Genomic DNA, 25,869 nt, shown 5'->3' with positions numbered 1-25,869 from the left:
GGGACTTTCACGTTTCCGGGTTACTTGCTGGCGCGGATGGCCTCGAAGACGCTGGGGTCGACCAGGGTCGAGGTGTCGCCGAGTTCGCGGCCTTCGGCCACATCGCGTAGCAGGCGGCGCATGATCTTGCCGCTGCGGGTCTTGGGCAGCTCGGGCACCACGTGGATCTCGCGCGGTTTGGCGATCGGGGAGATCTCCCGCGCCACCTGTGTGCGCAGTTCCTCGATCATGTTCTCCGGTCCGCCGTGCGCCGATTCCTTGAGGATGACGAACGCGCAGATGGCCTGGCCGGTGGTGGCGTCGGTGGCGCCGACGACGGCGGCCTCGGCCACCCCGGAGTGCCCGACGAGCGCGGATTCGACCTCGGCGGTCGAGATGCGGTGGCCCGAGATGTTCATGACGTCGTCGATGCGGCCCAGGACCCAGATGTTGCCGTCGGCGTCGTAGCGGGCGCCGTCACCGGCGAAGTACCAGCCCTGCTCGGCAAACCGGGACCAATAGGTGTCCTTGAAGCGCTCGTCGTCGCCCCAGATGCCGCGCAGCATCGACGGCCACGGCTTGTCGAGTACCAGGTAGCCGGTGACGTGCTCTTGTTCGTCGGCGCCGGGGACCAGTTCGTTGCCGTCGTCGTCGACGATCTTGGCGCTGATGCCGGGCAGCGGGGTCATGGCCGAGCCGGGCTTGGCGGCGGTGACGCCGGGCAGCGGCGAGATCATGATGGCGCCGGTCTCGGTCTGCCACCAGGTGTCCACGATGGGGGCTTCGCCGGCGCCGATGTATTCGCGGTACCAGCGCCAGGCCTCTGGGTTGATGGGCTCGCCCACCGAGCCGAGCACCCGCAGGCTCGACAGGTTGTGCGACGCGGGGATCTGGTGGCCCAGCTTCATGAAGGTGCGGATCAGCGTCGGGGCGGTGTAATAGATGGTGACGCCGTACTTTTCGATGATCTCGAAGTGCCGGTGCTCGGTCGGCGAGGTGGGGGTGCCTTCGTAGACCACCTGCGTCACGCCGTTGGCCAGCGGCCCGTACACGATGTAGGTGTGCCCGGTGACCCAGCCGATGTCGGCGGTGCACCAGTACACGTCGTCGGCTTTGATGTCGAAGACGTTGTGGTGGCTGTAGGACGCCTGGGTCAGGTACCCGCCGCTGGTGTGCACGATGCCCTTGGGCTTGCCGGTGGTGCCGGAGGTGTACAGCAGGAACAGTGGCTGCTCGGCGTCGAAGGCCTCAGGTGTGTGCTCGGGTGACTGCGAGTCGACGGTCTCGTGCCACCACACGTCGCGGCCTTCGGTCCAGTCCACGTCGATGCCGGTGCGCTTGACCACCAGGACGTGCTTAACAGAGGACTGGCCGGCCCCGTCTGATCCCAAGGCCTCATCCACGGCGGACTTGAGCGACGCCGCCTGGCCGCGGCGGTACTGCCCGTCGGTGGTGATGACCAGCTTGGCCTGCGCGTCCTCGACGCGGGCGGCCAGCGCGGTGGCCGAGAATCCGGCGAACACGACCGAGTGCATCACACCGAGACGGGCGCAGGCCAGCATCGCCACGATGGCTTCGGGCACCATCGGCATGTAGATCGCGACGCGGTCACCGGCGACCAGGCCCAGGGCGGTCAGGGCGTTGGCGGCCTTGCTGACCTCGTCCTTGAGCTGGGCGTAGGTGATGTCGCGGGCGTCACCCACGGGCTCGCCTTCCCAGTGGATCGCGACACGGTCGCCGTTGCCGGCCTCGACATGGCGGTCGACGCAGTTGTAGGCGACATTGAGCTTGCCGTCGCCGAACCACTTGGCGAACGGCGCGTTTGACCAGTCCAAGACCTCGGTGAACGGGGTGGCCCAGGACAACCGCTCGCCCTGGCGGCGCCAGAATTCCAGGCGGTCGGCGTCGGCCTCCTGGTACAGCGCGGCGGTGGCATTGGCCTGTGCGGCGAACTCGGCAGGCGGTGGATAAGCCTGTGGCACAGCGGTGTCTTGTGTCATGGCTGTGAGCGTAGTCACTGGCACGTTGCAATGACGTTGGAGGTGGCTCGCCACCGTGACGTTGGAGGTGGCCGCCTGGTGGCACTACCCTGTGCGGACGTGGCTGCACCTGACCCGCTGGCTCCTTTGGCAGAACTGCCCGGCGTGGCCGAGGCGGGAGACGAGGCGCGAGAAGCGCTCGGTAGAGCCCATCGACACAAGGTGAACCTGCGCGGTTGGCCCGCCACCGCGGCCGAGGCCTCGGTGCGGGCGGCCCGGGCATCATCAGTGCTGGACGGTGGCGCGCTGAGCTTCAGTAAAGAGGGCGAGGCTCCCGCCAAAGGCGAGCGCGCTGACGCCGTGCTGGCCGGCGCGCTGCGGGTGGCCGAGGCGCTCGAAGGTGGCGCGACGGCGCTGATCGGGGTCTGGCAGCGGGCACCGTTGCAGGCGATCGCTCGGCTGCACACGCTGGCGGCCGCGGATCTGGCGGATGAGGACCACCTCGGCCGCCCCCGCACCGATGATCCGGATGTGGGTCGGCGGCTGGAACTGCTCGGCGAGATCGTGGGTGGCGGGAGCCGTGTGCCGGCGACGGTGCTCGCGGCCGTCGCGCATGGCGAACTCCTCAGCCTGGCTCCGTTCGGGGTGGCCGACGGTGTGGTGGCGCGCGCGGTGTCCCGGCTGATCACCATGGCCAGCGGGCTGGACCCGCACGGTCTCGGCGTGCCCGAGATGTACTGGATGCGTGAGGTCGGTGAATACCGTGCCGCGGCACGGGGCTTCGCGTCGGGAACCGCTGACGGCCTGACGGCGTGGCTCATCTGCAGCAGTCGCGGCCTGCATTCCGGAGCGCGCGAGGCATTGTCCATCGCGCAGGCTTCTGCCAAGTAGCGGTCCGGCCGGCACCGGCTCCAGCAAACGGGCAAACATAAAAGCGGGCGGCGCTCCGTCGTCAGAGGTCTGACTCGGCTCGCCGCCCGCTAGCACGGAACCCGGTTACCAAGCGTGCTTGTTGGGTTGTGTGGGTGGCCTCGGCGTCCCTGCAATGCGCTGCGGCTGGAACTCCACCCAAGGAATTCTCGTAGCCGTTCACTTTTCGCAATTACGCAGGCCCACAACGCTTTTACCATTGTCGCGGTATGTGCTCCGCGTGGGTGCCGGTATTCCGTGCTGGGATGCCCGCTTCGGGAGATCGAACCTTCTCTTCCGGTTCGGTCTTGGCCTCGGGGGCTTCCGTGCTTCCTTTGTACTCCGTGACCGCAGTCACATCAAGGGCCAATCGCGGGCGATTTCTGATTGTTACGGAGGGGCGTTCAGCAACTCGTCAGTAGCTTTCAGAAGTTCAGGCGGCGGAGCAGCGAGTAAGTCACGGCGCCGGCTGCGAGGGCGCTGGCGCCGACGGCCAGAGTCGTGGCGACGGCGGCACCCGACGGCGCCGGGAGCCGGTCTCGCAGCGAGACCGGGCGGTTGAAGGTCAGTACCGGCCAGCCGCGCGCGACGGCCTCCTTGCGTAAAGCGCGATCCGGATTGACCACGGCCGGGTGGCCGACGGCCGCGAGCATCGGCAGGTCCGTGATGGAGTCCGAGTAGGCGTAGCAGTGTTCGAGCGCGTAGCCCTCACGGGCGGCGAGTTCCTCGATGGCCTGCACCTTGCCTTCGGCGAAGCAGTAGAAGTCGACGTCACCGGTGTACTTGCCGTCTGTGACCACCATGCGTGTTGCCATCGAATGGTGAGCGCCGAGTTCGCGGGCGATGGGCGCCACGATCTCCTCGCCGGATGCCGAGACCACGACGACGTCACGGCCGCACAGCTTGTGATCGGAGATCAGGTTGGCGGCTTCGGCGAAGACCAGTGGGTCGACGATGTCATGCAGCGTCTCGGCGACGATCGACTTGACCTGTTCGACGTCCCAGCCCGTGCACATGTTGGTCAGGTAAGACCGCATGCGGTCCATCTGGTCGTGGTCGGCGCCGGACATCAGGAACAGGAACTGTGCGTAAGTGGACTTGAGCACAGCTTGGCGATTAAGCAGTCCCTGGTTGAAGAAAGGTTTGCTAAAAGCGAGGGTGCTCGACTTGGCGATGACGGTTTTGTCGAGATCGAAGAAGGCTGCGGTGCGCACCGGACCGCTGGGCTCGGCCTCCTGGCGCGGCGCGGCCGCGGCCTCGGCGGCCGGATCGGTTGCGGTCACGGCTCCCAGCATAAGCTCCGGAACGTCGGCACCGGGTGGGCGGCAGCACCGCCGTGTCGGTCGCCGGTGGCCTGACCGCTGCGGCGATTGACGTGCTGACACGCCCCTTTCACAGACAATCAACAGTTGCGCAGAGCCCTGTTGACGTGTGTATAGTGGGCTTTACCCGGCCAGCGCCGGGTGTGCATCAGCCCGACCCCCCGGGGCTGATCCACGACGACCTCCGCCTCCTCCCCCCCCTGGCGGGGGTCGTCCCTTTTTCGGGGTAGGTCAGATTTCCTCCAGGCGAAGCCTCTTCGACGCGTTTGGGTCGGCGTCCGTTCGCTCTTTTCTGCCTGTGGCGTAACCGCCGCGATCCCGAGTCGCCGAATGTCGCTCGAAGTTCGCAAAAAGTTGCGGAACGACATTCTCACGACTCCGTCAATAAAGTTGTCCACAGTTTGCGATCCATCCACATTCTGCGCGTGCGCTCTGGTGTCGCGGCCTGCTGCCGATCACGGTGGACTCATGACAACAACCGGGGCACTGGCACTGATCTCCGACGCCGGACTGCGCGACGACATCGAGCGCATCGCCGCGGCGACGGGCATCAGGGTGGTGTACGGGGCGGAACCGTCCGGCCGGAATGCGTGGGTCGGAGCCGCGGCGGTACTGCTCGATGTCGCGGCCGCCCAGCGCTGTCGCGAGCTCGGTATGCCACGGCGGAATGCTGTGGTGCTGATCGCTGCCGAAGCGCCGGGCACCCGCGAGTTCGAGGCCGCGATGCTGATCGGTGCGCAGGATGTCATCACCTTGCCCGGCCAGGAGTCCGATCTTGTTGGTGTCCTGTCCGACGCTGCAGCCGGCGAATCGGACGGCCGCCGAGGTGCCGTCGTCGCGGTGATCGGTGGCCGCGGGGGCGGTGGGGCATCGGTGTTTGCGATCGCGTTGGCGCAGGCCGCGGGCGACCCTGACCACGAATGTCTGTTGGTCGATGTCGATGCCTGGGGTGGCGGCATCGATCTCGCCCTCGGCGCCGAGGGCGATGCGGGCCTGCGCTGGCCGGACCTGGCGGCAGCGGGCGGACGGCTCAGTTATGCGGCGCTGCGTGATGCGTTGCCGCGCCGGCGCGGCGTGGTGATGCTGTCGGCCGGACGCACCGGCGTCGAATTGAGGCCGACGGCGCTGGCCGCGGTTGTCGAGGCCGGGAGCTGGGCCGGTGCGACCGTGATCTGCGATGTGCCGCGGCAGGCATCGGCCGCGGCGGAGACCGTGGTTGCCGCCGCCGATCTCGTAGTCGTGGTGGCGCCGGCGGAGGTGCGGGCCTGTGCGGCCACACGTGTGGTGGCGGAATGGGTGGCGGCACTCAACCCGAACGTCGGTTTGGTGGTGCGGGGTCCCGCGCCCGGCGGGCTCCGCGCTACCGAGATGTCGACGATGCTGGGGTTACCGCTGCTGGCGTCCATGCGTGCGGAGAGCAGTCTCGACGACGCACTCGAGCGGGGCGGTCTCGGCCGCAGTCTGCGGAGCCGGTCGCCGCTGGCGGCGGCCGCCCGTCGCGTCCTCGCGGTGCTGCGCGGGCAGCCGGGGGCAGCGGCGTGACACTCAGCGAGAAGCCGGGGGCGGAACGCGCATGACGTCGTCGTTGGTGGATCGCGTCCGGGAGCGCCTGGCCGCGCAGAGTAGCGGCGCGCTGCATCCCAACACGGTGGCCGCAGCCATCCGCGCCGAGTCTGGCGGTGTGCTGGCCGACAGTGACGTGCTGGCCGGCATGCGGCTATTGCAGACCGAGCTGACCGGTGCCGGGATTCTGGAGCCGCTGTTGCGGGCGCCGGGTACCACCGACGTGCTGGTGAGCGCGCCCGACGAGGTGTGGGTCGACGATGGAAACGGGTTGCGCCGCAGCATGGTCCGCTTTCCGGACGAGGCCGCCGTGCAGCGCTTGGCGCAACGGCTGGCGCTGGCTGCCGGTCGCCGACTGGATGATTCGCAACCGTGGGTCGACGGTCACCTGGGCGGTATCGGTGGCGGCTTGAGCGTCCGGTTGCACGCCGTGCTGCCCCCGATCGCCGCGGCAGGAACCTGCCTCTCGCTGCGGGTGCTACGGCCCGCGACCCAGGACCTGGGCGCTCTCGTCGGGTCCGGAGCCATCGCGCCACCGGCCGCGTCGTTGATCGACGACATCGTGGCGGCGCGGCTGGCCTTCCTGGTCTCGGGCGGGACCGGCGCCGGAAAGACCACCATGCTGTCGGCGCTCCTCGGTGCCGTCGACCCGGCCGAACGCATCGTCTGTGTCGAGGACGCCGCCGAGTTGGCGCCACAACATCCGCACCTGGTCCGGTTGGTCGCCCGCGGCGCCAACGTCGAAGGCGTCGGTGCGGTGACGGTGCGCGATCTGGTGCGGCAGGCGCTGAGGATGCGTCCGGACCGCATCGTGGTCGGAGAGGTTCGCGGCGGCGAGGTCGTGGACCTGCTCGCCGCACTCAACCCACCCATTAGTTGCCAAAAATTTTCGTCAACCATCATTTGGCCACTTGACAATGTTGAGGACGCGTTCGCGACAGTGCGAAGGGTGCGGGGCATTAGGGACGGGGCGATGCCCCGCTTGGAGTTCTCCGAGTGGTTAGGTTGGGCGCTGTGGCCAATGTGAGTCGGGTTTGGCAAAGTCCTACATTCGCGAAGACCGTGGGGGCGTCGTATGACTGGGCGATGGGCCAGGAGTCTGCCGCTCGCCGGTTTGGCCGTCTTGTGATGGGTGCTGACGTTGATCGTGTTTATCGCGCGATGGACGTGATCGGCGACATGCCGAGCGGTGCAGAGATTCTCGATGTGCCGTGTGGTGGCGGGATCGCGATGCGTCGGTTGCGACCCGATCAGGACGTCAGCTACGTGGGCTTGGACATTTCGGCGCCGATGTTGGAGCTTGCCCGCCGCAGAATTCCTGCCGAACATCGCGATCGGACCACCCTGATCGAGGGCAGCATCGAACACATGCCTTTCGACGATGGCCGGTTCGATTTGTGCGTGTGCTTCAACGGGTTGCACTGTGTCCCGGAGCCGGCCGCCGCGGTGGCGGAGATCGCGCGGTGTTTGCGCCCAGGCGGTCGTCTGATCGGCGAGTTCGCCGTTCGTGGACAACTCCGCCGCGCTGACATCTACATGACCGGGCTGCGGGCTGCGGGCGCGTTTGGCCCTGCGGGCACACGGACCGACGCCCACCGGTGGCTCACTGACGCCGGTCTGGTGATCGACGTGCTCGAGTGCACCGGAGCGATCGCCCATTTCGACACACACCGGCCTTTGTGACTGGCTCATAGGTCTCCTTTTCGAGTGACTGCGCTACGACGCTTCGGTCTGGCCGCGTTAACGCAGCTCCGGGCCGCCAGCGCCAAATAGTTGCGTCACGTTGCGCTGTCGTTCGCGTTTGACGTTGGCCCGCGCCCCGTCGAGTGATCGAGTGAGTTTCTGCACTTCGATGTGCGCGTCTTTGAGGTTCTGATTGGCTACGGCTAGCAGGCCTCGCAGACGTGCGTTCTCGTCAACGAGATGCACGCCGTCGGGGTCGTAGAGTTGGCCGATAAGATCGGCGATGCGTGAATCCCGTTCGGCTAGATCGGCTTTGAGTTTCTTGGCGAGCCCTTCGGCGTTGATGGCTCTTTCGCGCCAGGACGAGGTTCGACCGTCAACGCGGTCTTCAGCCCGGGTCGTAACGGCGATTTGCGAGGCGTTGCGCGCGTCGAGGATGGCCTGGGTCAGCTCGGGATGGCGCGGGTCGTAGATGAATGTCTTGCCGACCCCGGCGAGGTCGCACACGTCTTTGACGGTGAACGGAATACCGGTTTTCGTGAGTCTGCTCAACGCTTTTCGGACCCGTTGTTCACACTCGATGCTGCGGTGTGCCCGCTTCTCGATCGCTTCCACTGGGCGTCGGCGCTTTGCGGCAACTCGTGGATTTGGACTGTGCGCAGTCATGCGGTCGTCGTCTCCGATCCTTGGGCCGGTGGCGCAAGTTGGTCGAGCGTCCATCCGGTGGTGAACACGGGATGGAAGTAGTCATGTGTCGGGCTGCGCAGGTCGAGCTTTTCGGCTTCTTCGAGCAGGCCGAGCTCATCGAGGGCCTCGCGCAGTCCGGCGAGAACGGGTTGCCAAGGGTCCCACGCGGACAGGATGTAGTCGCGGGCGTCCTCGTTAGGGGCGCCCTCGGCGAAGTGAAAAGCGGCGTCGCGCTTGCGTTCCCAGTACGCCAGATCAGCACCGGTGAGGGCGAAGTGCTCGCACGGGCCCTGAGGACCGCTGGTGCAGTTCTTCGAGAAGGGGCAGCTTTCGCCGCCGACCACGGGGCCGTATCGGCAGATGCCGTGCTCCACCGGTATCACCGCCAAGTCGATCCTGTCGCGCACCGCCGCCGGATCGGCGTCCAGGTCGCCGGGCCGCAGCAGGATGGTGCCGGGCTTGTTGGTTCCTGGTCCGGCGGCCCAGATCTGCTTGAGGTGCTTGGCCATACTTGCGTCGTTGTAGCGGGCGTAGTGCGCGAGTGCTTCGTCGGAGAAATGACCGAGCAGCTGGCGGACCAGTTCTGCCGGGGCGCCGCTGTTGAGCAGCGATGTCGCGAGCGTTGCACGGGTCTGGTGGGTGGTGATCCCGGACAGGCCCAGACCGGCAAACCACTTCCTCCACGCATTGCTGAACGAGGTGTAGGACACCTCCAAGGTCAGATCCGGATTCAGATGCGCACCGGGGAACAGCGGCATCGTTCGTTCCCATTCGGCCTCGAGCCGCTCACGCCCGGAACCGTCGAGCGCAGCAAGGCGCTTGCGGTAACGGTTGCGCAGCTTGGCCTTGGTGATCGCCTGGCGGCGCAATAGACGCTCGTAAACCGGTACGTGGCAAGGTATTCCGTAATCGACCACGTTGATTTTGCTGATGTCGCGCCAAAGGTACGGCTGCGCGACCCCGACCATCCCGATGCAGCCCAGGCGAAGGTTCAGAACCTCGCTGATCCGGCCACCCTGAAAAGCCTGTACCAGCCAGATGTCAGACAAGCCCACCTCGGCGGAATCCAATTCGTCGAGGGCACGCAAATTGTCGGGATCGACGAGCAGTTGATAATCACCGAAGCTCAACGGCCGGGGCAGCGGGTTTCTGGCGGGAACCGGGAAATCAGGAAACCGCAGAAGGAAATCTTCGGGCACCGTCGATGCCCGGCCGCGTTCCTTACTGTGCGCCAACACAATATGCGCATTGCGCATCAAGACGTGGCGGGAGCGCTCGACCAGCACCCCGTCAGCCTTTCGGGCTTCGTCAATCAGCGGTGGGACAGGGATCTGCTCCTTGAACCACAGATTGACCAGTTCTTTGATCGTGAGCGCGTCGACGGCATGCAGCAGCGCCGGATCGTTCCCGCGGTCCGGGCGTATTTGTTCCAGAACGTACGACAACAGCACGGTTCCCGAGCGTCGGTAAAACACCGTCCCCGTCGAGACCCGTTTCCCGTCGGGTTCAAGGGACTGGTCATAGAGGTAATCCCACAGCGCGTCTCGCAGCCAACGCTGGGAGATGCGTGTGAGGTCCCACACCGAACGACGCCGCTCACCAATTTGACTGCCGGGAAACGCTTTCCCCCCAGAGACGACATGGTCAAACCAGCCCGCCTCTTTCGCGGTCTCTTTAGTCAGCAGAAGGCTGCGCGCCGCGATGGGCAGATCCCGCCAGATGCGCTGCTGGGCCCTGTTGTCCTGATCGTCGGCCATCGCATCCACGAACGGGTCGATCAGCGATATAGCACCCGACTTCGCGAGTTGGTCCACTACCGCCTGGATGTCCCAGGGCCGCCACTGCGTGCGCCGCGCCGTTTTTGCGTGACGGTCGAGCCCGTAGCGAATTTCGCGCTGCAAACCCGCGGGCAGGCCAGCCAAATGCAGTTCTCCGCGACTATCGGGAGTCCGCACCGTTTCACGCGTCGCGGGTGAGGCCAGCCATTCCTCGAACATCGCCACCGACGGCGGGGTTCCGCGTCGCCTCCTCCACAGCTGCCAGCCGCTCAGGTGGGTGCGGCACAGGTTGCGCTTGCTTGGGCCCTCGAACTGACCGCAGTCAGCGTCTCGGACGCAGAGCCGCACCGAGCACTCGGTGCCGAAGGGCGGTAGTGGTTCTTGTGTTGCACACCAATCAGTTTCACTGAAGTCGCCCTCGCGACTGGCTCTGCGCCGACGTTTAGCATGTTGCGAGCACAGTCCGTTGCCTATTGCTTCTCGGTTGTCACCGCAGATGGAGCACCCCGGGCGGCGTTCCAAGCCCCACCCCCAGCTTCGGGAACCTGTCGGGCGTGCGGTGGCGACGAACTCGGCGAGAGTCGTCGACTCTTTGATCGCAGCGAATTCCTGTGCGTGGAGGATGCACATGATGCTGGTGTAGGTCTGCCCGGGCAGGCCCAGGCACCCCTCAACGGGGCAGGCCCACCCGTAGGTGGAATGGTTGCGCGGGAACACGATCGGCTCCGCCAACAACCACGCTGGAAACTTCTGGCTGATCAGCTCGTACCGCTGCTGCGCGGGCAGCTGCATATAGTCCGAGGCGGTATCAACCAGGGTAGGGCCGGAGAGCTCGCTGAGCGCGGCTTCGGTGCTCATGCCTGGGCTCCGTCGCCGTCGGTGCCGCTGGACAATCCGGGGGCCGACTCCCACACACGATGCAGGTGCTTCATCGCCTCGCGGTTCGCCGACTTTCCGTATAACTCGGTGACCATGGACGGGCTGGTCCAGCCGAACTCCTGAGCGACCATCTCCGCGTTGAAATCTGTTTCCGCATATAACGCTGCTGCGGCCCGGTGGCGGAACGCGTGCGGGGTGATGCGGGCATTCAGACCGGCGCGCTGGCACGAGCGTCGCAGCATTTTGCGCACCGCCGAGGTGGTCAGCGCCCGGCCCGGCGAGGTGCCCCGCAGATGCACCAGCACCTGCTCGTGGTCAACCAGATGCGCAATCGGGTGGTACTCGTCGAGCAGGTACCCATAGAACGTGCTGATCATGGCCGGACTCACTGCGCGGATGACCCCGTCCAGGACATAGCCGTCCACGCTCAGACCGGCAGACGCATACGCCTTGGCTCGTGCCCGGTTGGGGTTGTCATCCCGGCCGACGATATGGATATGCGGGTCGGCGCGTTGGCCGCACGGGTGGTTGTCGGACAGGTGAAGGTCGCAAAAACGCAGGCCGCACATGCCGCCGACCCGCAGACCACCGTCGTGAAGCCAGGTGACGATCATCAGATCACGCGCGGTGGTCAGCACCGACGGCTCGAACAACGACGCCACCACTGAGTCCGCCAGGAATCGTGGTCGGCGTGCAGACTTGCGGGGCGCCAACGGATTTGATGTGACCTGCCGCGAGCCTTTGCGTTTCGCCGTCCTGGGCGCGGTCTCGAAGCCGGCGACCAGTTCACCGCTGGCCTGTCCTTTCGCTGCCAAGGCGAGGTAGTAGGCCTTCACGATGGTGGCCACGTTGGCTGCTGCCGCCGCGCCCAACGGCTTTTGCTTCGGCGCCCGCCAGGGCACCCCGTAGACACCGTCAGCTTGCCCGGTGAGCCCATTCATATAGCGGCGCAGGTCATCGAGCGTCACCGCGGTCGTGGGCTTGCGGTTCACGTGAAGCCAGTTGAGGTGATCAACCAGGCTGTAGGCATACGTTTCTTGAGTTGACGGGCCGAACCGGGTCAAGACATCCAGCGATGGCCGGTGCAGTTCCCCTGACGGCGTGAAAATCCAGTACGACTGCCGGCCACCGGAGTGACCGATCCTTCGGACAGTGAATCCATCTTCGAGCAAGTCCCAACCTCCCCAGTAGCAATGTGACGAACGCATTGCTACTGGGCGTCCGTGACGCCGGGAAAGAGACTCTCCGCGGACGTACCGAACGTTCACGGAGTAGGCATCTAAGACAGGCCACGAGGGTGGTGCTGGGACGGTCCATGCCAACAGTCCCGCCGAGGTGCCCGCCCGTATGGAGGCGTTGGCGTCCGTCGGCGGATTGGACCGGTTCGCGCTGCATTCTCAGCTGGCGGCCGCGTGCCAGCTCGTACTCCACACCGCGCGGGCCCGTGATGGCCGACGGTACTTGAGCGAGGTCGCGGTGTTGCACCGCGTCGTCGACGGGACCGTAGCGGCTGTGACCGCGTGGCAGGTCGATCGGGGCGCCGGACCGGGAATGGCGGCCCTTCGTGAGCTGCTGGCCGCTCGGGGTCGGTCATGAGCCCCGCACTGCTGCTGGCGCTGGCGGTACTGGTGGCGCCGCGGCCGGGCGGGCTCGAGCGGTTGGGGCATCGAAAACGATTGGCGGGACTGGGGTCACGCAGTGGTTCGCGGATGTTGTCGTTGCCGGCGGCGGCGGTCGCCGTGGTGTCGCTGGTAGCGCTACCCCTGCCGGTGACGCTGGCGGGTGCGGCTCTGGTCGGGACCGTGGGGTTGCGGTGGCAGCGCTCGCGACGGGAGGCCGCACGTGCCAGGGAGGCGCAGACGCTGCAGGGTGCGCTCGGCATCCTGGTCGGAGAATTGCGTGCCGGGGCACATCCGGTGGCAGCGTTCGACGCCGCGGCTCATGAGGTGGACGGACCGGTCTCTGCGGCGTTGGGAGAGGTCGCGGCACGCGCCCGGCTGGGCGCCGATGTCGCGGCGGGGCTGCGCGCCGTGGCGGGGACGTCGGCGCTCCCGGCGCACTGGCAGCGTCTGGCCGTGTACTGGCAGCTCGCGCTGGACCACGGCCTGGCCATCGCCCCGCTCATGCGTGCCGCAGAGCGGGACGTCGTTGCACGCGAACGCTTCTCGTCGCGGATCAGAGCGGGTATGGCCGGGGCCCGTACGACGGCGGCGGTGCTGTCCGGATTGCCCGCGCTCGGAATCGTCTTGGGGCAGTTGATCGGTGCGCATCCCGTGCGCTTCCTGCTCGGTGACGGCGCAGCCGTGCTGGTGGTCGGGGTGCTGCTGTGCTGCCTCGGGCTGTTGTGGTCGGACCGGATCATCGCGCGGGCGCGGCGATGAGCACGGCGTCGCTGCTTCTGCTCGCGGTGGCGATTCTGCTGATCCCTGGCACGCCGGCGCACAGAATCTGGCCGCGGGTGCCGGACCGGTCATCGCCCCCGGCGACGTCGAACGACGACCCGCTGGCGGTGCCGTCGAGCTTGGACGTGCTCGCGGCCTGTCTGTCGGCGGGCATGGCGACCAGTGCCGCCGCCTCGGCTGCGGTGCCGTCCGCGCCGGCCGGATTGGCCGGTGTGCTGCGTCGCGCGGCTGAACTGCTGGCTTTGGGGGCAAGTCCGGCGACGGCCTGGTCGGACCGGGATGGCGGTACTGATCCGCACGTGATCGCGCTGCTGCGGTTGGCCCGCCGATCGGCGTCCTCGGGTGCCGCGATGGCTCAGGGCGTCGCCGAACTGGCCGAACAGGCCAGGGCCGACGCCGGTGACGCGGCGGACGCGGCCGCCGAGCGGGCCAATGTTCTGATCGCCGGTCCGCTGGGGCTCTGCTACCTGCCGGCCTTCGTCTGTCTCGGCATCGTGCCCGTTGTCGCCGGTCTGGCGGGTGATGTGTTCCGGTCCGGGCTGCTGTGACGGACGCAGATTTCCGACGCCGGCCGGCGTCACCACAAGGGGAGGGAAACCATGAAACTGAACATTATTCGCACGCTTGAAGCCCGAGCGACCGTGCTGCTCACCGATGAGAGCGGGATGTCCACCGTCGAATACGCCATCGGCACGGTGGCCGCCGCGGCGTTCGGCGCAATCCTGTACACCGTGGTCACCGGGGACTCGATCGTCAGTGCTTTGACGAACATCATCTCTCGTGCCCTCACCACCAACCGATGACCGTGGCGGCGTCACGGCCGAGGCGGCATTCGCGGTTGCCGCGCTCATCGCGGTCGCCGTCCTCGGTGTCGGTGGCCTCGCTGCGGTCTCGATGCAGGTGCGCTGCCTCGACGCGGCCCGGGAAGCGGCCCGGCTCGCGGCCCGCGGCGACGACCGTGCCGCCATCGAAACCGCCCGTCGTGCCGGCCCCGACGGCGCCACGGTCGAGGTGCGGCGCGACGGTGGACGGGTTGTCGCGCGGGTCCGTGTCCCGGCGCCGCTGCTACCCGGCATCACGGTGGGGGCGGAGGCGGTGGCGGCGCCCGAGCCCGGTGTGTGACGAGCGGGGTGCCGCGACGGTGTTCGCGGTCGCGCTGATCGCGGTGCTCATCGGCCTCATGACCGGTTCGGCTGCCGTCGGTGCCGCGGTGATCGGCCACCACCGCGCGCAGTCGGCGGCCGACCTTGCCGCATTGGCGGCGGCGGGCGCGTTGGTCTCAGGGCCGGGCCAGTCCTGTAGCCGCGCCGCCGATGTTGCCGAAGCCATGGGCAGCCGGGTTGGTCAGTGTTCGGTGCGGCAGTTGGACGTGGTGGTCGACGTGGAGGTGCCGGTGCGGTTCGGCCGGTGGAATCTCGGCGTCGCGCACGGTCAGGCCCGCGCCGGACCAGGCGAGCGGTAGCCCGACCGCAACGATGAGCTGTGCCACCGCGAGCCGCCCTGTGTCACTTGGCATATCGCTACCGTAGAATCTCAACTATGGTTGAGGTCAAGCGAATGGGTCCGACCGATCTCCTCACCATCGGGGAGATCGTGAAGCGGACCGGCGTCGCCGCGTCAGCGTTGCACTTCTACGAGCGGAAAGGGCTGATCCACCCCGAACGCACGGCGGGCGGCACCCGGTTGTATCCACGTCACCTGGAGCGGCGTATTGCCGTCATCCAGGTGGCGAAGCGGCTCGGCATTCCCCTCAGCGAGGTCGCCGAGCACTTCCGGACGCTTCCTGATGATCGGATGCCGTCATTGCGCGACTGGACCAGGCTCAACAAGCGCTGGCGTGCGCAACTCCGCGAACGGCAGCTCGAGTTGGAGCGGCTGCAGTCGGAGATGGACCAGTGCATCGGGTGCGGATGCATCTCCCTCAACCACTGCCTGGTCATCAACCCCGGCGACGAGCTCGCGGCCGAAGGGCCGGGCGCCCGGCGGTTGCTTCCCTTCGACGGGGCGAATCCGGCAGGCGCCGAATAGGATTCGCGATCAGGACTCGGCTGCGCCGGCGCTCAGCCGGTCCCCGCCGGCCATGAGTTCACCGTAGGTGGGCAGGCGCAAGGACAGCAGGCCGGCGAAGGTGTCGTCGGCGACCTGGAGCCGGTGCGCGGTGACGTGAATCGGGACCCACCCGCCGTCATGGGCGCGCAACCGCAGCACCCGCGACGTCGGTCCGCTGCCGAACTCGACCGTCATGGCCGCCATCTCGGCGATCTCGTCCGGGTGTACCAACTCGGATGACGCGTCGGCGCTCCAGTCGAAGAGCGGACACGGTTCGCCGATCCATTTGATGAGCTTCCAGCTGTTCAGATCCACCATGGCCCGGTAGATCCCGGGCACGGGCGGGCCGCCTGCGATCTGCTGCGCCCGGTCGAGTGGTGCGGCCGACGAATTGTCCCGGACGCCGCGCCAGTTCATGGCCCGGCAGACCAGCCGGTCGTGGCCGTCCTCATCGGGTTCGTTGAGTACCCGCGCGCAGAATCCGACAGTGATGGGCCGGCCTCGGAAATCGGTCATTTCCCAAGTGCTGGTGAACGTTTGGCCAGGTTTCGGCTTGATGACGGCCGAGATGACCCGCGCCTCGTTCGGGTTCAGCTTGCGGGTCTGCAGGTCGTCGGCGAATGCGCGGCCATGGGTGGCCTCGGCCGCTGGGTTGAGGCCGCTGTTGGCCAGCGACTCCATGGTGTCGGTCGCGATGCCGCCCGTCAGATCCCACTTCAGGGGCCCCGGGATCATCCGGTCCGGCGGATCGGCGTTGGGCGTGCCGACCCATACGTGCACGCCATGAATGCGTCCGTCGGTCGTCTGCACCACTTCGGTCCGGATCACCCGGTCGCTCTTGGGAGTGATGCTCGTCAGCGGCAGCCCGGCGCGCACGGTTTCGCCGATCGCCGACTGGATCGCCATCAAGCTGGAGTTGCGCCGCAGGAAAGCACTGATGGGAACCATGTTCTGGGTTTGCTGCCCTTGCGCGACGACGGCAGGTTCGGCGCCGAGGGTCTCGACGAGAAGCCAGTCGTCCGTCATGGCCGTAGTTTATCCGTTTCGGTGCGCTTTGCCTCTGTCCGGAGTGGGCCGACCGGCCTACTTTCCGTGTGCCGCCAAGGTGTCGACTACCAGGCGAAGTACCTGCACAGCGCCGGCTTTGTCCAGCGGATCGTTCGCATTGCCGCACTTGGGCGATTGCACACAGGAAGGGCAACCGTGACGGCACTCACACGCCTCGATGGCTGCGGCTGTGGCGGACCACCAGGTGGACAGCTGCCGGAACCCGCGGTCGGCGAACCCGGCTCCGCCCGGATAGCCGTCGTACACGAAAATCGTTGGCAGGCCGGACAAGTCGCCGGGTGCGGGGCCGGAAGCGGTGGATACGCCGCCGATGTCACCCCGGTCGCAACTGGCCACCAGCGGCAGCAGGCCGATCGCGGCGTGCTCGGCCGCGTGCAGCGACCCGGGAACCCGTAGCGGATCAATTCCCTTGTCCAACAGTATCTCCGGTGCCATGGTGCACATGACCGCCATGGTGTCGAGGGTGCGGGTCGGCATGTCGAGATCGACGAAATCGAGCACCGCGCCGTCCATCGCTCGGCGCAGGAACCCGACGACGGTGTTGGATACCGACACCGGGACCAGGCCGATGGCGACCGGCCCGAAACGGTGAATCTCACCGGTGCCACGGAGCGAGATGTCGGTGACCTCCCGCGCCGATGTCGTGTAGCCGGGATCCTCGGCGTGCACGAAGGCGACGCCGGCTTCGAAGTCCAGCGCGTCGACCAGAAAGGTCTCGCCCTGATGCAGGTGGACCGCGCCCGGATGGACCGAGGCCGGCGCCTGGCCGGCGCCGGTGCTGCCCAGCATGCGTCCGGTGCCGGACTCCAGGATGGCGATCTGCCCGCCCGATGACCCCCGGATATCCACGGCGGGATGGGGATCCACGCCGGGTGCCGGGAAGTAGCCCGCGGGGCGCTTGCGCAGCAGACCGTCGTCGACGAGTGATTCGGCTACCGCTTCGGCGTCCCACATCCGCACCTCGGCGGGCGTCAGGGGGAGTTCGGTTGCCGCGCAGAGCAATTGCGGTGACAGCACGTACGGGTTGCCGGGATCGATCACGATCCGCTCGATGGGCTTGTCGAGCAGCGCGGCGGGATGGTGCACCATGTAGGTGTCGAGCGGGTCGTCGCGGGCGATCAGCACGATCAGCGCGCTCTGGCCGCGCCGCCCGGCCCGGCCCGCCTGCTGCCAGAACGAGGCCACCGTACCGGGGAACCCGGCCAGCACCACGGCGTCCAGTCCGGCGATGTCGACGCCGAGCTCCAGTGCGTTCGTGGTGGCCAGGCCACGCAATTCCCCTTCCGTCAGAGCGTGCTCCAGGGCCCGGCGATCCTCGGCCAGGTATCCGGCTCGGTAGGACGCCACGAGCGGGGCCAGTTCGGGCGCGACGTTCTCGAGCCGGGCCCGCGCCCCGAGCGCCGTCAACTCGGCGCCGATGCGTGATCGGACGAAGGTCAGCGTCCGGGCGCCCTCGGCTATCAGATCGGCCATCACCCGAGAGGCCTCGGTGCCCGCGGACCGGCGGACCGGGGCGCCGTTCTCGCCGATCAGATCGGTGAGCAGCGCCGGCTCCCACAGCGCCACCGTGCGGCCGCCGTGCGGCGACCCGTCTTCGGTGATCGCGGTGACCGTCTGGCCGAGCAACTCGGATGCCGTCTGCGCCGGGGCAGCGGTGGTGGCGCTGGCGAACACCACGGTGGGCGCCGACCCGTAACGGTCGCACAGCCGCATCAGCCGGCGCAGCACCATCGCCACGTTCGAGCCGAAAATGCCCCGGTAGTAATGGCATTCGTCGATCACCACAAACTGCAGCTGCCGCAGGAACACGGCCCATCGGGAATGGTTGCGCAGCAGCGAAAGGTGCACCATGTCCGGATTGGAGAAAATCCACCGGGACCGTTCCCGGGCGAATTGCCTTGCCTCTGTTGAGCTGTCGCCGTCGTAGGCGGACGGGGCGATGTTGACCAGGCCGGGAATGGCGCCGCACAGCGACTGCGCGGCGCGGAGCTGGTCATGGCCCAGCGCCTTGGTCGGAGACAGATACAACGCGCGGGCGTGCACATCGGTTTGCAGCGCGTGCAGGATCGGCAGTTGGTAGGCCAGGGATTTGCCGGATGCGGTGCCTGTCGCGATGACCACGTGCCGGCCGGCGTGCGCCAACTCGGCCGCGGATACCTGATGCGACCACGGCTGCGCCACACCACGATCGGTGAACGCCCGCACCACGTCGTCGCCAACCCAAGCGGGCCAGGGCATTCGGCGAGCCTGACGCGGCGCCAGATCAGCGACATGCCGCAGCGGCTGCTCGTCGGCGGGGGTGCCGTCCAGCGCGGAGGCCAACAGCTCACGCCCGAAGTTCGGCTGCGCTGCAGCGCCATCGGATTCCGCGTGTGTCACTGTGATCCCTTCTCGGCCTTGGCTGCCGCGTGCTGAAAGCGGCCAAGATGAATTGTTAACCACAGTTCGTCGAGTGACTGTTGCGACAGCGCCCGACATGGTTGACTGATCTTGGTCGCAGCTTCTGTGTTCGTGTGTCAACACCCGGGAACGTTGTCTGCGTTCCCGGTACACCGGAAGACTCGGTGGATCGCACCCGCAGTAACAGAAGGAAATGAAGGACAAATGCCACAGGGGACTGTGAAGTGGTTCAACCCGGAGAAGGGTTACGGCTTCATTGAGCAGGAAGGCGGCGGAGGCGACGTCTTCGTCCATTACAAGCAGATTCAGTCCAACGGGTTCCGCACCCTTGAGGAGAATCAGAAGGTCGACTTCGAGGTCGAGCAGGGCGCCAAGGGCCCGCAGGCTCTGAACGTCCGCCCGGTCTGAGGTCAGCACTGAGCAACGCCCCCGCATCGTCAGCGATGAAGCGGGGGCGTTTTGCATAGCTGGCCTCCACACCTTTCGTCATGGGCTGGCCTACTGTCGGCAGGGTGAGTCAGCTGTCCTTCTTCTCGGCCGAGTCGGTGCCGCCAGCGGTGGCCGACCTGACCGGGTTGCTCGCTGCGTCGGGACAGGTGGTGCGAGCCGCCGACGCGGCGGACGGCCGGAAAGTCCGCTTGTCGGTCGTCGTCGACGCGTTGTGGCGGGCCGAGGCGCTGGCCGAGATGATCGCCGAAGCGGGACTGGAGCCCGAGATCACGCACACCGACGAGAAGACGCCGCTGGTGCGCACCGAAGCCGACGCCAGGCTGGCGCGCATGGCACATGATTGGACCCGCGGAGCGGTCAAAACCGTGCCCGAAGGGTGGTTACCGGGCCCGCGGGAGCTGCGCGCCTGGGTGCTCGCCGCCGGTACCGCAGAGCCGAACGGCTACTTGTTGGGTTTGGATCCCCACGCACCGGATACTCATTCGACGTTGGCGTCGGCGCTGATGCGGGTCGGTATCGCGCCGACCCTGATCGGGACCCGAGGCCATCACCCGGCCCTGCGGATCAGTGGCCGCCGGAGACTCCTGCGCCTGGTAGAGAACGTGGGGGAGCCGCCCGGGTTTACGGAGGCGTTTCTCCAATGGCCCCGGATCTAGCGGGTGCAGACCGTATATTTTGGCCGCATCCGGTTTGCGTAGGCTCGCGCAGAGTGTCAAATTGTGACTTGCCTTAGAACCGGATGACCGTTAGGCATTCATTCGGTGTCGTAACGCAGACCAAGAAGTGGAGCGGATAGATAAGGTGGCTGACCTCGATGGTGCCGGTAGCGGCAGCCGGGTCCGGCGACTCGTCATAGTCGAGTCGCCTACCAAGGCGCGCAAGATTGCCGGTTACCTCGGCTCCAACTATGTCGTCGAATCGTCGCGCGGACACATTCGCGACCTCCCGCGCAATGCCGCGGACGTACCGGCCAAATATAAAGGTGAGGCCTGGGCCCGCCTCGGCGTGAACGTCGACGACAACTTCGAGCCGCTGTACATCGTCAGCCCGGATAAGAAGAGCACCGTCACCGAGCTCAAGGACCTGCTCAAGGGGGTCGACGAGCTCTATCTCGCGACGGACGGTGACCGCGAGGGCGAGGCCATCGCGTGGCATCTGCTCGAAACGCTCAAACCCAAGGTGCCGGTCCGGCGCATGGTGTTCCACGAGATCACCGAGCCCGCGATCCTCGCGGCCGCCGAGAACCCGCGCGACCTGGACATCGCCCTGGTCGACGCGCAGGAGACCCGCCGCATCCTCGACCGTCTGTACGGCTATGAAGTCAGTCCGGTGCTCTGGAAGAAGGTCGCGCCGAAGCTGTCAGCGGGCCGGGTGCAGTCCGTCGCGACCCGGATCATCGTCCAGCGCGAGCGCGAACGCATGGCGTTCCGCAGCGCCGGCTACTGGGACGTCACCGCTGAGCTGGACGCCAGCGTGTCCGACCCGGAAGCGTCTCCGCCCAAGTTCACCGCCAAGCTCAGCACCGTCGACGGCCGCCGCGTCGCCACCGGCCGGGATTTCGACTCCCTCGGTGCGGTCAAGAAGCCCGACGAGGTGCTGGTGCTCGACGAGGCGGCCGCCGGTGCCCTGGCCGCCGGGCTGCGTGGCGAGTCGCTGACCGTCAGCTCGGTGGAGCAGAAGCCCTACACGCGCAAGCCCTACGCGCCGTTCATGACCTCGACGCTGCAGCAGGAAGCCGGCCGCAAGCTGCGGTTCTCCTCCGAGCGCACCATGAGCATCGCGCAGCGGCTGTACGAGAACGGCTACATCACCTACATGCGTACCGACTCCACGACGCTGTCGGAGTCGGCCATCAACGCCGCGCGCACCCAGGCCGGGCAGCTCTACGGCCCGGAGTACGTCCACCCGACACCGCGGCAGTACACGCGCAAGGTCAAGAACGCCCAAGAGGCACACGAGGCCATCCGCCCCGCCGGTGACGTCTTCCAGACCCCGGGCCAGCTGCACGGCGCCCTGGACACCGACGAGTTCCGGCTCTATGAGCTGATCTGGCAGCGCACCGTCGCGTCCCAGATGGCCGACGCGCGCGGCACCACCCTTTCGCTCCGTATTTCCGGCCAGGCCCGCCGCAGATCGACTGACGGCACCGCCGTCGAAGAGCAGGTCGTGTTCAACGCCTCCGGCCGCACCATCACTTTCGCCGGCTTCCTCAAGGCCTACGTCGAGAGCCTCGACGAGCAGGCCGGCGGTGAGGCTGACGACGCCGAGAGCCGCCTGCCGAACCTGACCCAGGGCCAGCGGGTGGACGCCGCCGAGCTCACGGCCGACGGGCACACCACCAACCCGCCGGCCCGGTACACCGAGGCCTCGCTGATCAAGGCGCTGGAAGACCTGGGCATCGGTCGTCCGTCGACGTACTCGTCGATCATCAAGACCATCCAGGACCGCGGCTACATCTATAAGAAGGGCAGCGCCCTGGTGCCGGCCTGGGTGGCGTTCGCGGTCGTCGGGCTGCTGGAACAGCATTTCGGGCGCCTGGTCGACTACGACTTCACCGCCGCCATGGAGGACGAACTCGACGAGATCGCCGCCGGCAACGAGCAGCGCACCAACTGGTTGTCGAATTTCTACTTCGGTGGCGAGCACGGTGTCGAAGGCTCGGTGGCCCGCGAGGGTGGCCTGAAGAAGCTCGTCGGCGTCAACCTCGAAGGTATCGACGCGCGAGAAGTCAACTCCATCAAGCTGTTCGATGACGCCGAAGGTCGCGCCATCAACGTCCGCGTCGGCCGTAACGGGCCGTACCTGGAGCGGATGGTTCTTGATGAAGAGGCAGCCGACGGCGCTTTGAAACCGCAGCGCGCCAACCTCAATGACGATCTGACGCCCGACGAACTCACCCTCGAGCTGGCCGAAAAGCTCTTCGCCACACCGCAAGAGGGTCGTTCACTGGGCGTCGACCCGGAGACCGGGCACGAGATCGTCGCCAAGGACGGACGTTACGGGCCGTACGTCACTGAGGTGCTGCCTGCGCCGCCGGAAGAGCCGGACGCCGGCACGGGCGCGAAGAAGACCAAGAAACCGACCGGACCCAAGCCGCGCACCGGATCTTTGTTGCGCTCAATGGATTTGGAGACGGTGACGCTCGACGACGCATTGAAGCTGCTGTCGTTGCCGCGCGTTGTTGGTGTCGATCCGGAGAGCAAGGAAGAGATCACCGCGCAGAACGGTCGCTACGGCCCGTACCTCAAGCGCGGCACCGACTCTCGTTCGCTCGCCACCGAAGAGCAGATGTTCACCGTCACGCTCGAAGAGGCGCTGAAGATCTACGCCGAGCCGAAACGTCGTGGGCGCCAAGGTGCGGCGACTCCGCCGCTGCGCGAGCTGGGTACCGACCCGGTGTCGAACAAGCCGATGGTGATCAAGGACGGCCGGTTCGGCCCGTACGTCACCGACGGTGAGACCAACGCGAGCCTCCGTAAGGGTGACGACGTCATGTCGATCACCGACGAGCGGGCCTCGGAGTTGTTGTCCGACAGGCGTGCTCGTGGCCCCGCGAAGAAGGCGGCGAAGAAGACCGCTGCCAAGAAGACGGCGGCCAAGAAGACCCCTGCCAAGAAGGCGCCGGCGAAGAAGGCCGCTGCGAAGAAGGCCTAGGCCCGTCTAGCTGGCGGCTTCGGCTTCCCGCTCGGTCGCCGGCCTCGGTGAGGCCAGCGACAGCGGGCGCGCCAGCTGTGTCGGCGCGGACCGGCCGCGCAGTTCGACGGTCTCGCCGACGTCCCAGCACAGCGCCTCGGCATCCAGCGCGCCACTGACGGCGATGGCCGACGCGAGCACGTGGCCCTCCTCGAGCTTGGCGAGCTCGGTCAGGCGGGCGGCCTCGTTCACCGGATCGCCGATCACGGTGTATTCGAAGCGGGCCAGCGCACCGATGTGGCCGGCGATGGCCCGGCCCGCGGACACGCCGATGCCGAATTCCGTGGTGCCCAGCACAGTCACGAGTTCGTCGTGCAGCTCGCGGGAGGCGGCCAGCGCGGCGCCCGAGGCATCGGGGTGCTCGATGGGTGCGCCGAAGATGGCCAGCGCCGCGTCACCCTGGAACTTGTTCACGAAGCCGCCGTGCCGGTTCACGGTGTCGACGATGATCCGGAAGAACTCGTTGAGGATCGACACGACCTCGGCCGCTGGCCGGGTGGAGGCCAGCTGCGTCGACCCGATGAGGTCGATGAACAGCACCGCGACGTCGCGTTCCTGGCCGCCCAGCTCGGTGCCGCGCTCCAGGGCCCGGCGGGCGACGTCCTCGCCGACGTAGCGGCCGAACAGATCGCGCAGACGTTGCCGCTCCGACAGGTCCCGCACCATGTCGTTGAATCCCGCCTGCAGCAGGCCCAGCTCACTGGCGTCGTAGATTTGCATGTGCGCGTTGTAGTTGCCGCGCTGCACCTCGCCCAGGGCCCACCGCAGCTGCCGCAGCGGGTCGGCGATGGACATGGCCACCAGCACATTGCCGGCGAGGCCGATCGCGAGGGCGGTGATCGCCAGCAACAGGATCGGCGTGTTCAGCCGGTCGTTCTCGCTGACCAGGATCGAGTACTGGCCGGCCAGCCGGGCCACGATGATGGCCAGTAGCGGCACGCCGGTCGACAGCACCCAGGTGAGCACCTGACGCTGGATGACGCCGGGCGCCCTGAAGTTCTCGGGCACGCCGTCGCGCAGGGCGGCGACTGCGACGGGCCGCAGCACCCGTTCGGATTGCAGGTAGCCGATGATCGCGGTGGCGGTGGCGCCGAGCGCGCTGGCCACCAAGACGAAGGGAGCCGAGCGGCTGGCCACCGGCCAGCTGGCGATGATGAACACCACCGAACCGATGAACCAGTTCGCGACGCTGATCATGGTCCGGTAGTACGGCATCTTGAGCGCCCGGGTCCGGGCCAGCTCGGTGAACGCCGGATCGTCGGCGCCGGGGTGCAGGGTGTCGCGCCGCTGCCAGCGGATCACCGGGATCAGCAGCCGCAGACTCAGCCACGCGGCCACCACGAAGGAGATGAACAGGACGGCCAGGAACACCGCCAGGTTGACTGCCGGCAGGTCCTGTAGCTGGATGCGGTCTTCAGTGGGCAGACCGAACCGCAGGAAGCCCAGAACGAACAGCGCGCCGATGATGTCGGCCTGCAAAAGGCTCAGCGTGAACACCGGCCAGGGCGTGCGCGCCACCCATCGGACGAACCCCCTGATTCGCCCGATGCGCTTTACATCGGTGGCCACCCGCTAACCGTATCCGGCCAGGGCGACGGATATCGCCGCTGCGCGCGGGTTCGTGTCGCCGGCGACGGTTACTGTGGGGCCCGATGAGCGGAGTTTTCTCGCGTTTGGTCGGCCAGGATGCCGTGGAAGCCGAGTTGGTGGCCGCAGCGCGGGCGGCCCGGGGTGATTCGGCTCACAGCGGTGTCACCACCGGCAGCATGACGCATGCCTGGTTGATCACGGGTCCGCCCGGTTCGGGCCGGTCCATCGCCGCGGTGTGCTTTGCTGCGGCGCTGCAGTGCACTGCGGAGGCCGCTGAGGGCGGCCCGGGCTGCGGGGCCTGCCGGGCGTGTACGACGACCATGGCGGGCACCCACGCCGATGTACGCCGCGTCATTCCCGAGGGCCTGTCCATCGGCGTCGACGAGATGCGCGCCATCGTGCAGACCGCGTCGCGGCGGCCCGGAACCGGGCGCTGGCAGATCGTGGTGGTCGAGGACGCCGACCGGCTCACCGAAGGCGCGGCCAACGCGCTGCTGAAGGTCGTCGAGGAACCGCCGCCATCAACGGTGTTCCTGCTGTGCGCGCCGTCGGTCGACCCCGAGGACATCGCGGTGACCCTGCGGTCGCGGTGCCGGCACGTGGCCCTGACGACACCGCGGGTCGACGCCATCGCACAGGTGCTGATCGCGGGCGACGGCCTGCCCGAGTCCGACGCGCGCTGGGCGGCGTCGGTCAGTGGTGGCCACGTGGGCCGGGCCCGCAGGCTCGCCACCGACGAGCAGGCCCGGTCGCGCCGGGAACGGGCGCTGGGCCTGGCCCGCGACGCCGCGACGCCGGCGCGGGCGTACGCCGCGGTCGAGGAGCTGGTCGCCTCGGCAGAAGCCGAAGCGGTTGCGCTGACGGCCGGTCGCAATGAGGCCGAGACTGAGGAGCTCAGGACAGCGCTGGGCGCCGGCGGCACCGGTAAAGGCGCGGCGGGCGCACTGCGGGGCGCCGCGGGCGCGCTGAAAGACCTGGAGAAGCGGCAGAAGTCGCGGCAGACCCGGGCGTCGCGGGACGCGCTGGACCGGGCGCTGATCGACCTGGCCACCTATTTCCGCGACGCGCTCCTGGTGTCGTCGGGGGCGTCGGGTGTGGCTACGGCCAACCATCCGGACGTGGCCGAAAAGGCCGCCGCGATGGCCGCTCACGTGCCTGCTGACCAGCTGCTGCGCTGCATCGAGGCGGTGCTGGCCTGCCGCGAGGCGCTGGCCACCAACGTCAAGCCGAAGTTCGCGGTCGACGCCATGGTCGCGACCATGGGACAGGCGCTGCGGGCCGGACAACGGAACTGACTTTGGCGGCGCCGCAGGCGTCCCGTAGACTCGTCCCGCCCCGCCTCGGTGGGGCACGCCACCCTAGCTCAGTCGGTAGAGCAATTCACTCGTAATGAATAGGTCAGGGGTTCGATTCCCCTGGGTGGCTCCACAACTTTTAG

Annotated in this window: 22 protein-coding genes, 1 tRNA gene and 1 pseudogene; 16 read left to right on the top strand and 8 right to left on the bottom strand. The window is 67.5% G+C overall.

The genetic code is table 11. From position 1 onward, the window contains the following. Positions 1-20 precede the first annotated feature (20 nt). Positions 21-1,979 (bottom strand): acetate--CoA ligase, encoded by a 1,959-nt coding sequence (gene acs, locus ACX12F_RS26405; protein WP_459367201.1) that lies wholly within the window; start codon positions 1,977-1,979, stop codon positions 21-23. Between the two features lie 99 nt (positions 1,980-2,078). Here acs and ACX12F_RS26400 point away from each other — a divergent pair, with 99 nt between their 5' ends. Next, on the top strand, positions 2,079-2,849 hold the full coding sequence (locus ACX12F_RS26400; protein WP_459367200.1) for a Fic family protein: 771 nt from the start codon (positions 2,079-2,081) through the stop codon (positions 2,847-2,849). A gap of 443 nt (positions 2,850-3,292) precedes the next feature. On the opposite strand, the gene ACX12F_RS26395 is transcribed toward ACX12F_RS26400, so the two are convergent. Next, positions 3,293-4,162, bottom strand: coding sequence for an HAD-IB family hydrolase (locus ACX12F_RS26395; RefSeq protein ID WP_459367199.1), 870 nt, complete (start codon positions 4,160-4,162; stop codon positions 3,293-3,295). 495 nt (positions 4,163-4,657) lie between these two features. On the opposite strand from ACX12F_RS26395, the gene ssd reads away from it, so the two are divergent. The 3 genes from ssd (at position 4,658) to ACX12F_RS26380 (ending at position 7,435) form a co-directional block, all read left to right on the top strand. Further along, a complete protein-coding gene (gene ssd, locus ACX12F_RS26390) occupies positions 4,658-5,731 on the top strand; it encodes a septum site-determining protein Ssd (protein ID WP_459367198.1) in 1,074 nt (357 codons plus the stop codon). Positions 5,732-5,762: 31 nt separating this feature from the next. After that, positions 5,763-6,779, top strand: coding sequence for a TadA family conjugal transfer-associated ATPase (locus ACX12F_RS26385; RefSeq protein WP_459367197.1), 1,017 nt, complete (start codon positions 5,763-5,765; stop codon positions 6,777-6,779). A 101-nt stretch (positions 6,780-6,880) separates the two neighbouring features. Next, positions 6,881-7,435: a class I SAM-dependent methyltransferase gene (locus tag ACX12F_RS26380; protein ID WP_459367196.1), complete on the top strand. Its 555-nt coding sequence runs from the start codon at positions 6,881-6,883 to the stop codon at positions 7,433-7,435. A gap of 57 nt (positions 7,436-7,492) precedes the next feature. Here the strand turns inward: ACX12F_RS26380 and ACX12F_RS26375 are convergent, their stop codons facing one another. From ACX12F_RS26375 to ACX12F_RS26365, 3 genes are read right to left on the bottom strand one after another with little or no spacing between them, the layout of a single operon-like run. Further along, positions 7,493-8,050 (bottom strand): hypothetical protein, encoded by a 558-nt coding sequence (locus ACX12F_RS26375; protein WP_234711389.1) that lies wholly within the window; start codon positions 8,048-8,050, stop codon positions 7,493-7,495. 47 nt (positions 8,051-8,097) lie between these two features. Continuing rightward, positions 8,098-10,758, bottom strand: a complete 2,661-nt coding sequence (locus tag ACX12F_RS26370; protein ID WP_043985077.1) for a tyrosine-type recombinase/integrase — start codon at positions 10,756-10,758, stop codon at positions 8,098-8,100. Beyond that, entirely contained in the window at positions 10,755-11,951 is a 1,197-nt protein-coding gene (locus ACX12F_RS26365) for a tyrosine-type recombinase/integrase (RefSeq protein ID WP_459367195.1), read from the bottom strand. The genes ACX12F_RS26370 and ACX12F_RS26365 overlap by 4 nt, the downstream gene beginning before the upstream one ends. 103 nt (positions 11,952-12,054) lie before the next feature. Between ACX12F_RS26365 and ACX12F_RS26360 the strand changes: the two are divergent. From ACX12F_RS26360 to soxR, 7 genes and pseudogenes are all read left to right on the top strand, one after another. Beyond that, positions 12,055-12,375: pseudogene (locus ACX12F_RS26360) on the top strand (TadA family conjugal transfer-associated ATPase); the annotation flags it as partial. Then, entirely contained in the window at positions 12,372-13,160 is a 789-nt protein-coding gene (locus ACX12F_RS26355) for a type II secretion system F family protein (RefSeq protein ID WP_459367194.1), read from the top strand. The pseudogene ACX12F_RS26360 and the gene ACX12F_RS26355, both read left to right, overlap by 4 nt. Beyond that, a complete protein-coding gene (locus ACX12F_RS26350; RefSeq protein WP_459367193.1) occupies positions 13,157-13,729 on the top strand; it encodes a type II secretion system F family protein in 573 nt (190 codons plus the stop codon). Before ACX12F_RS26355 ends, ACX12F_RS26350 begins: the two co-directional genes overlap by 4 nt. Before the next feature lie 51 nt (positions 13,730-13,780). Next, entirely contained in the window at positions 13,781-13,984 is a 204-nt protein-coding gene (locus tag ACX12F_RS26345; protein WP_459367192.1) for a DUF4244 domain-containing protein, read from the top strand. Beyond that, positions 13,962-14,303 carry a TadE family type IV pilus minor pilin gene (locus tag ACX12F_RS26340; RefSeq protein ID WP_459367191.1) on the top strand — a complete coding sequence of 114 codons (342 nt, stop codon included), beginning with the start codon at positions 13,962-13,964 and terminating at the stop codon, positions 14,301-14,303. Before ACX12F_RS26345 ends, ACX12F_RS26340 begins: the two co-directional genes overlap by 23 nt. Next, positions 14,296-14,643, top strand: coding sequence for an Rv3654c family TadE-like protein (locus ACX12F_RS26335; protein WP_459367190.1), 348 nt, complete (start codon positions 14,296-14,298; stop codon positions 14,641-14,643). Before ACX12F_RS26340 ends, ACX12F_RS26335 begins: the two co-directional genes overlap by 8 nt. A 77-nt stretch (positions 14,644-14,720) precedes the next feature. Continuing rightward, positions 14,721-15,209: a redox-sensitive transcriptional activator SoxR gene (gene soxR, locus ACX12F_RS26330; protein WP_459367189.1), complete on the top strand. Its 489-nt coding sequence runs from the start codon at positions 14,721-14,723 to the stop codon at positions 15,207-15,209. 9 nt (positions 15,210-15,218) lie between these two features. Here soxR and ACX12F_RS26325 read toward each other — a convergent pair whose 3' ends face one another. After that, positions 15,219-16,256, bottom strand: coding sequence for a PAS domain-containing protein (locus ACX12F_RS26325; protein ID WP_459367188.1), 1,038 nt, complete (start codon positions 16,254-16,256; stop codon positions 15,219-15,221). Positions 16,257-16,313: 57 nt separating this feature from the next. After that, entirely contained in the window at positions 16,314-18,776 is a 2,463-nt protein-coding gene (locus tag ACX12F_RS26320) for a DNA 3'-5' helicase SftH (RefSeq protein WP_459367187.1), read from the bottom strand. 126 nt (positions 18,777-18,902) lie between these two features. On the opposite strand from ACX12F_RS26320, the gene ACX12F_RS26315 reads away from it, so the two are divergent. The 3 genes from ACX12F_RS26315 (at position 18,903) to topA (ending at position 22,802) form a co-directional block, all read left to right on the top strand. Continuing rightward, positions 18,903-19,106, top strand: coding sequence for a cold-shock protein (locus ACX12F_RS26315; RefSeq protein WP_133759409.1), 204 nt, complete (start codon positions 18,903-18,905; stop codon positions 19,104-19,106). A gap of 104 nt (positions 19,107-19,210) precedes the next feature. Next, entirely contained in the window at positions 19,211-19,804 is a 594-nt protein-coding gene (locus ACX12F_RS26310; protein WP_459367186.1) for a hypothetical protein, read from the top strand. A 145-nt stretch (positions 19,805-19,949) separates the two neighbouring features. Then, on the top strand, positions 19,950-22,802 hold the full coding sequence (gene topA, locus ACX12F_RS26305; protein ID WP_459367185.1) for a type I DNA topoisomerase: 2,853 nt from the start codon (positions 19,950-19,952) through the stop codon (positions 22,800-22,802). 6 nt (positions 22,803-22,808) lie between these two features. Here topA and ACX12F_RS26300 read toward each other — a convergent pair whose 3' ends face one another. After that, complete coding sequence (locus tag ACX12F_RS26300) at positions 22,809-24,410, bottom strand: adenylate/guanylate cyclase domain-containing protein (RefSeq protein ID WP_459367184.1); 1,602 nt, start codon at positions 24,408-24,410, stop codon at positions 22,809-22,811. Between the two features lie 83 nt (positions 24,411-24,493). Between ACX12F_RS26300 and ACX12F_RS26295 the strand changes: the two genes are divergently transcribed. After that, positions 24,494-25,726, top strand: a complete 1,233-nt coding sequence (locus ACX12F_RS26295) for a DNA polymerase III subunit delta' (protein WP_459367183.1) — start codon at positions 24,494-24,496, stop codon at positions 25,724-25,726. Between the two features lie 57 nt (positions 25,727-25,783). Further along, positions 25,784-25,859: transfer RNA gene (locus ACX12F_RS26290), tRNA-Thr, on the top strand. The last annotated feature ends 10 nt before the right edge of the window (positions 25,860-25,869 follow it).

It is taken from the genome of Mycolicibacterium sp. HS_4_1 (genome assembly GCF_054515875.1).
The sequence above is the reverse complement of the archived record's forward strand: the minus strand, read 5'-3'. Positions and strand labels throughout refer to the sequence as shown.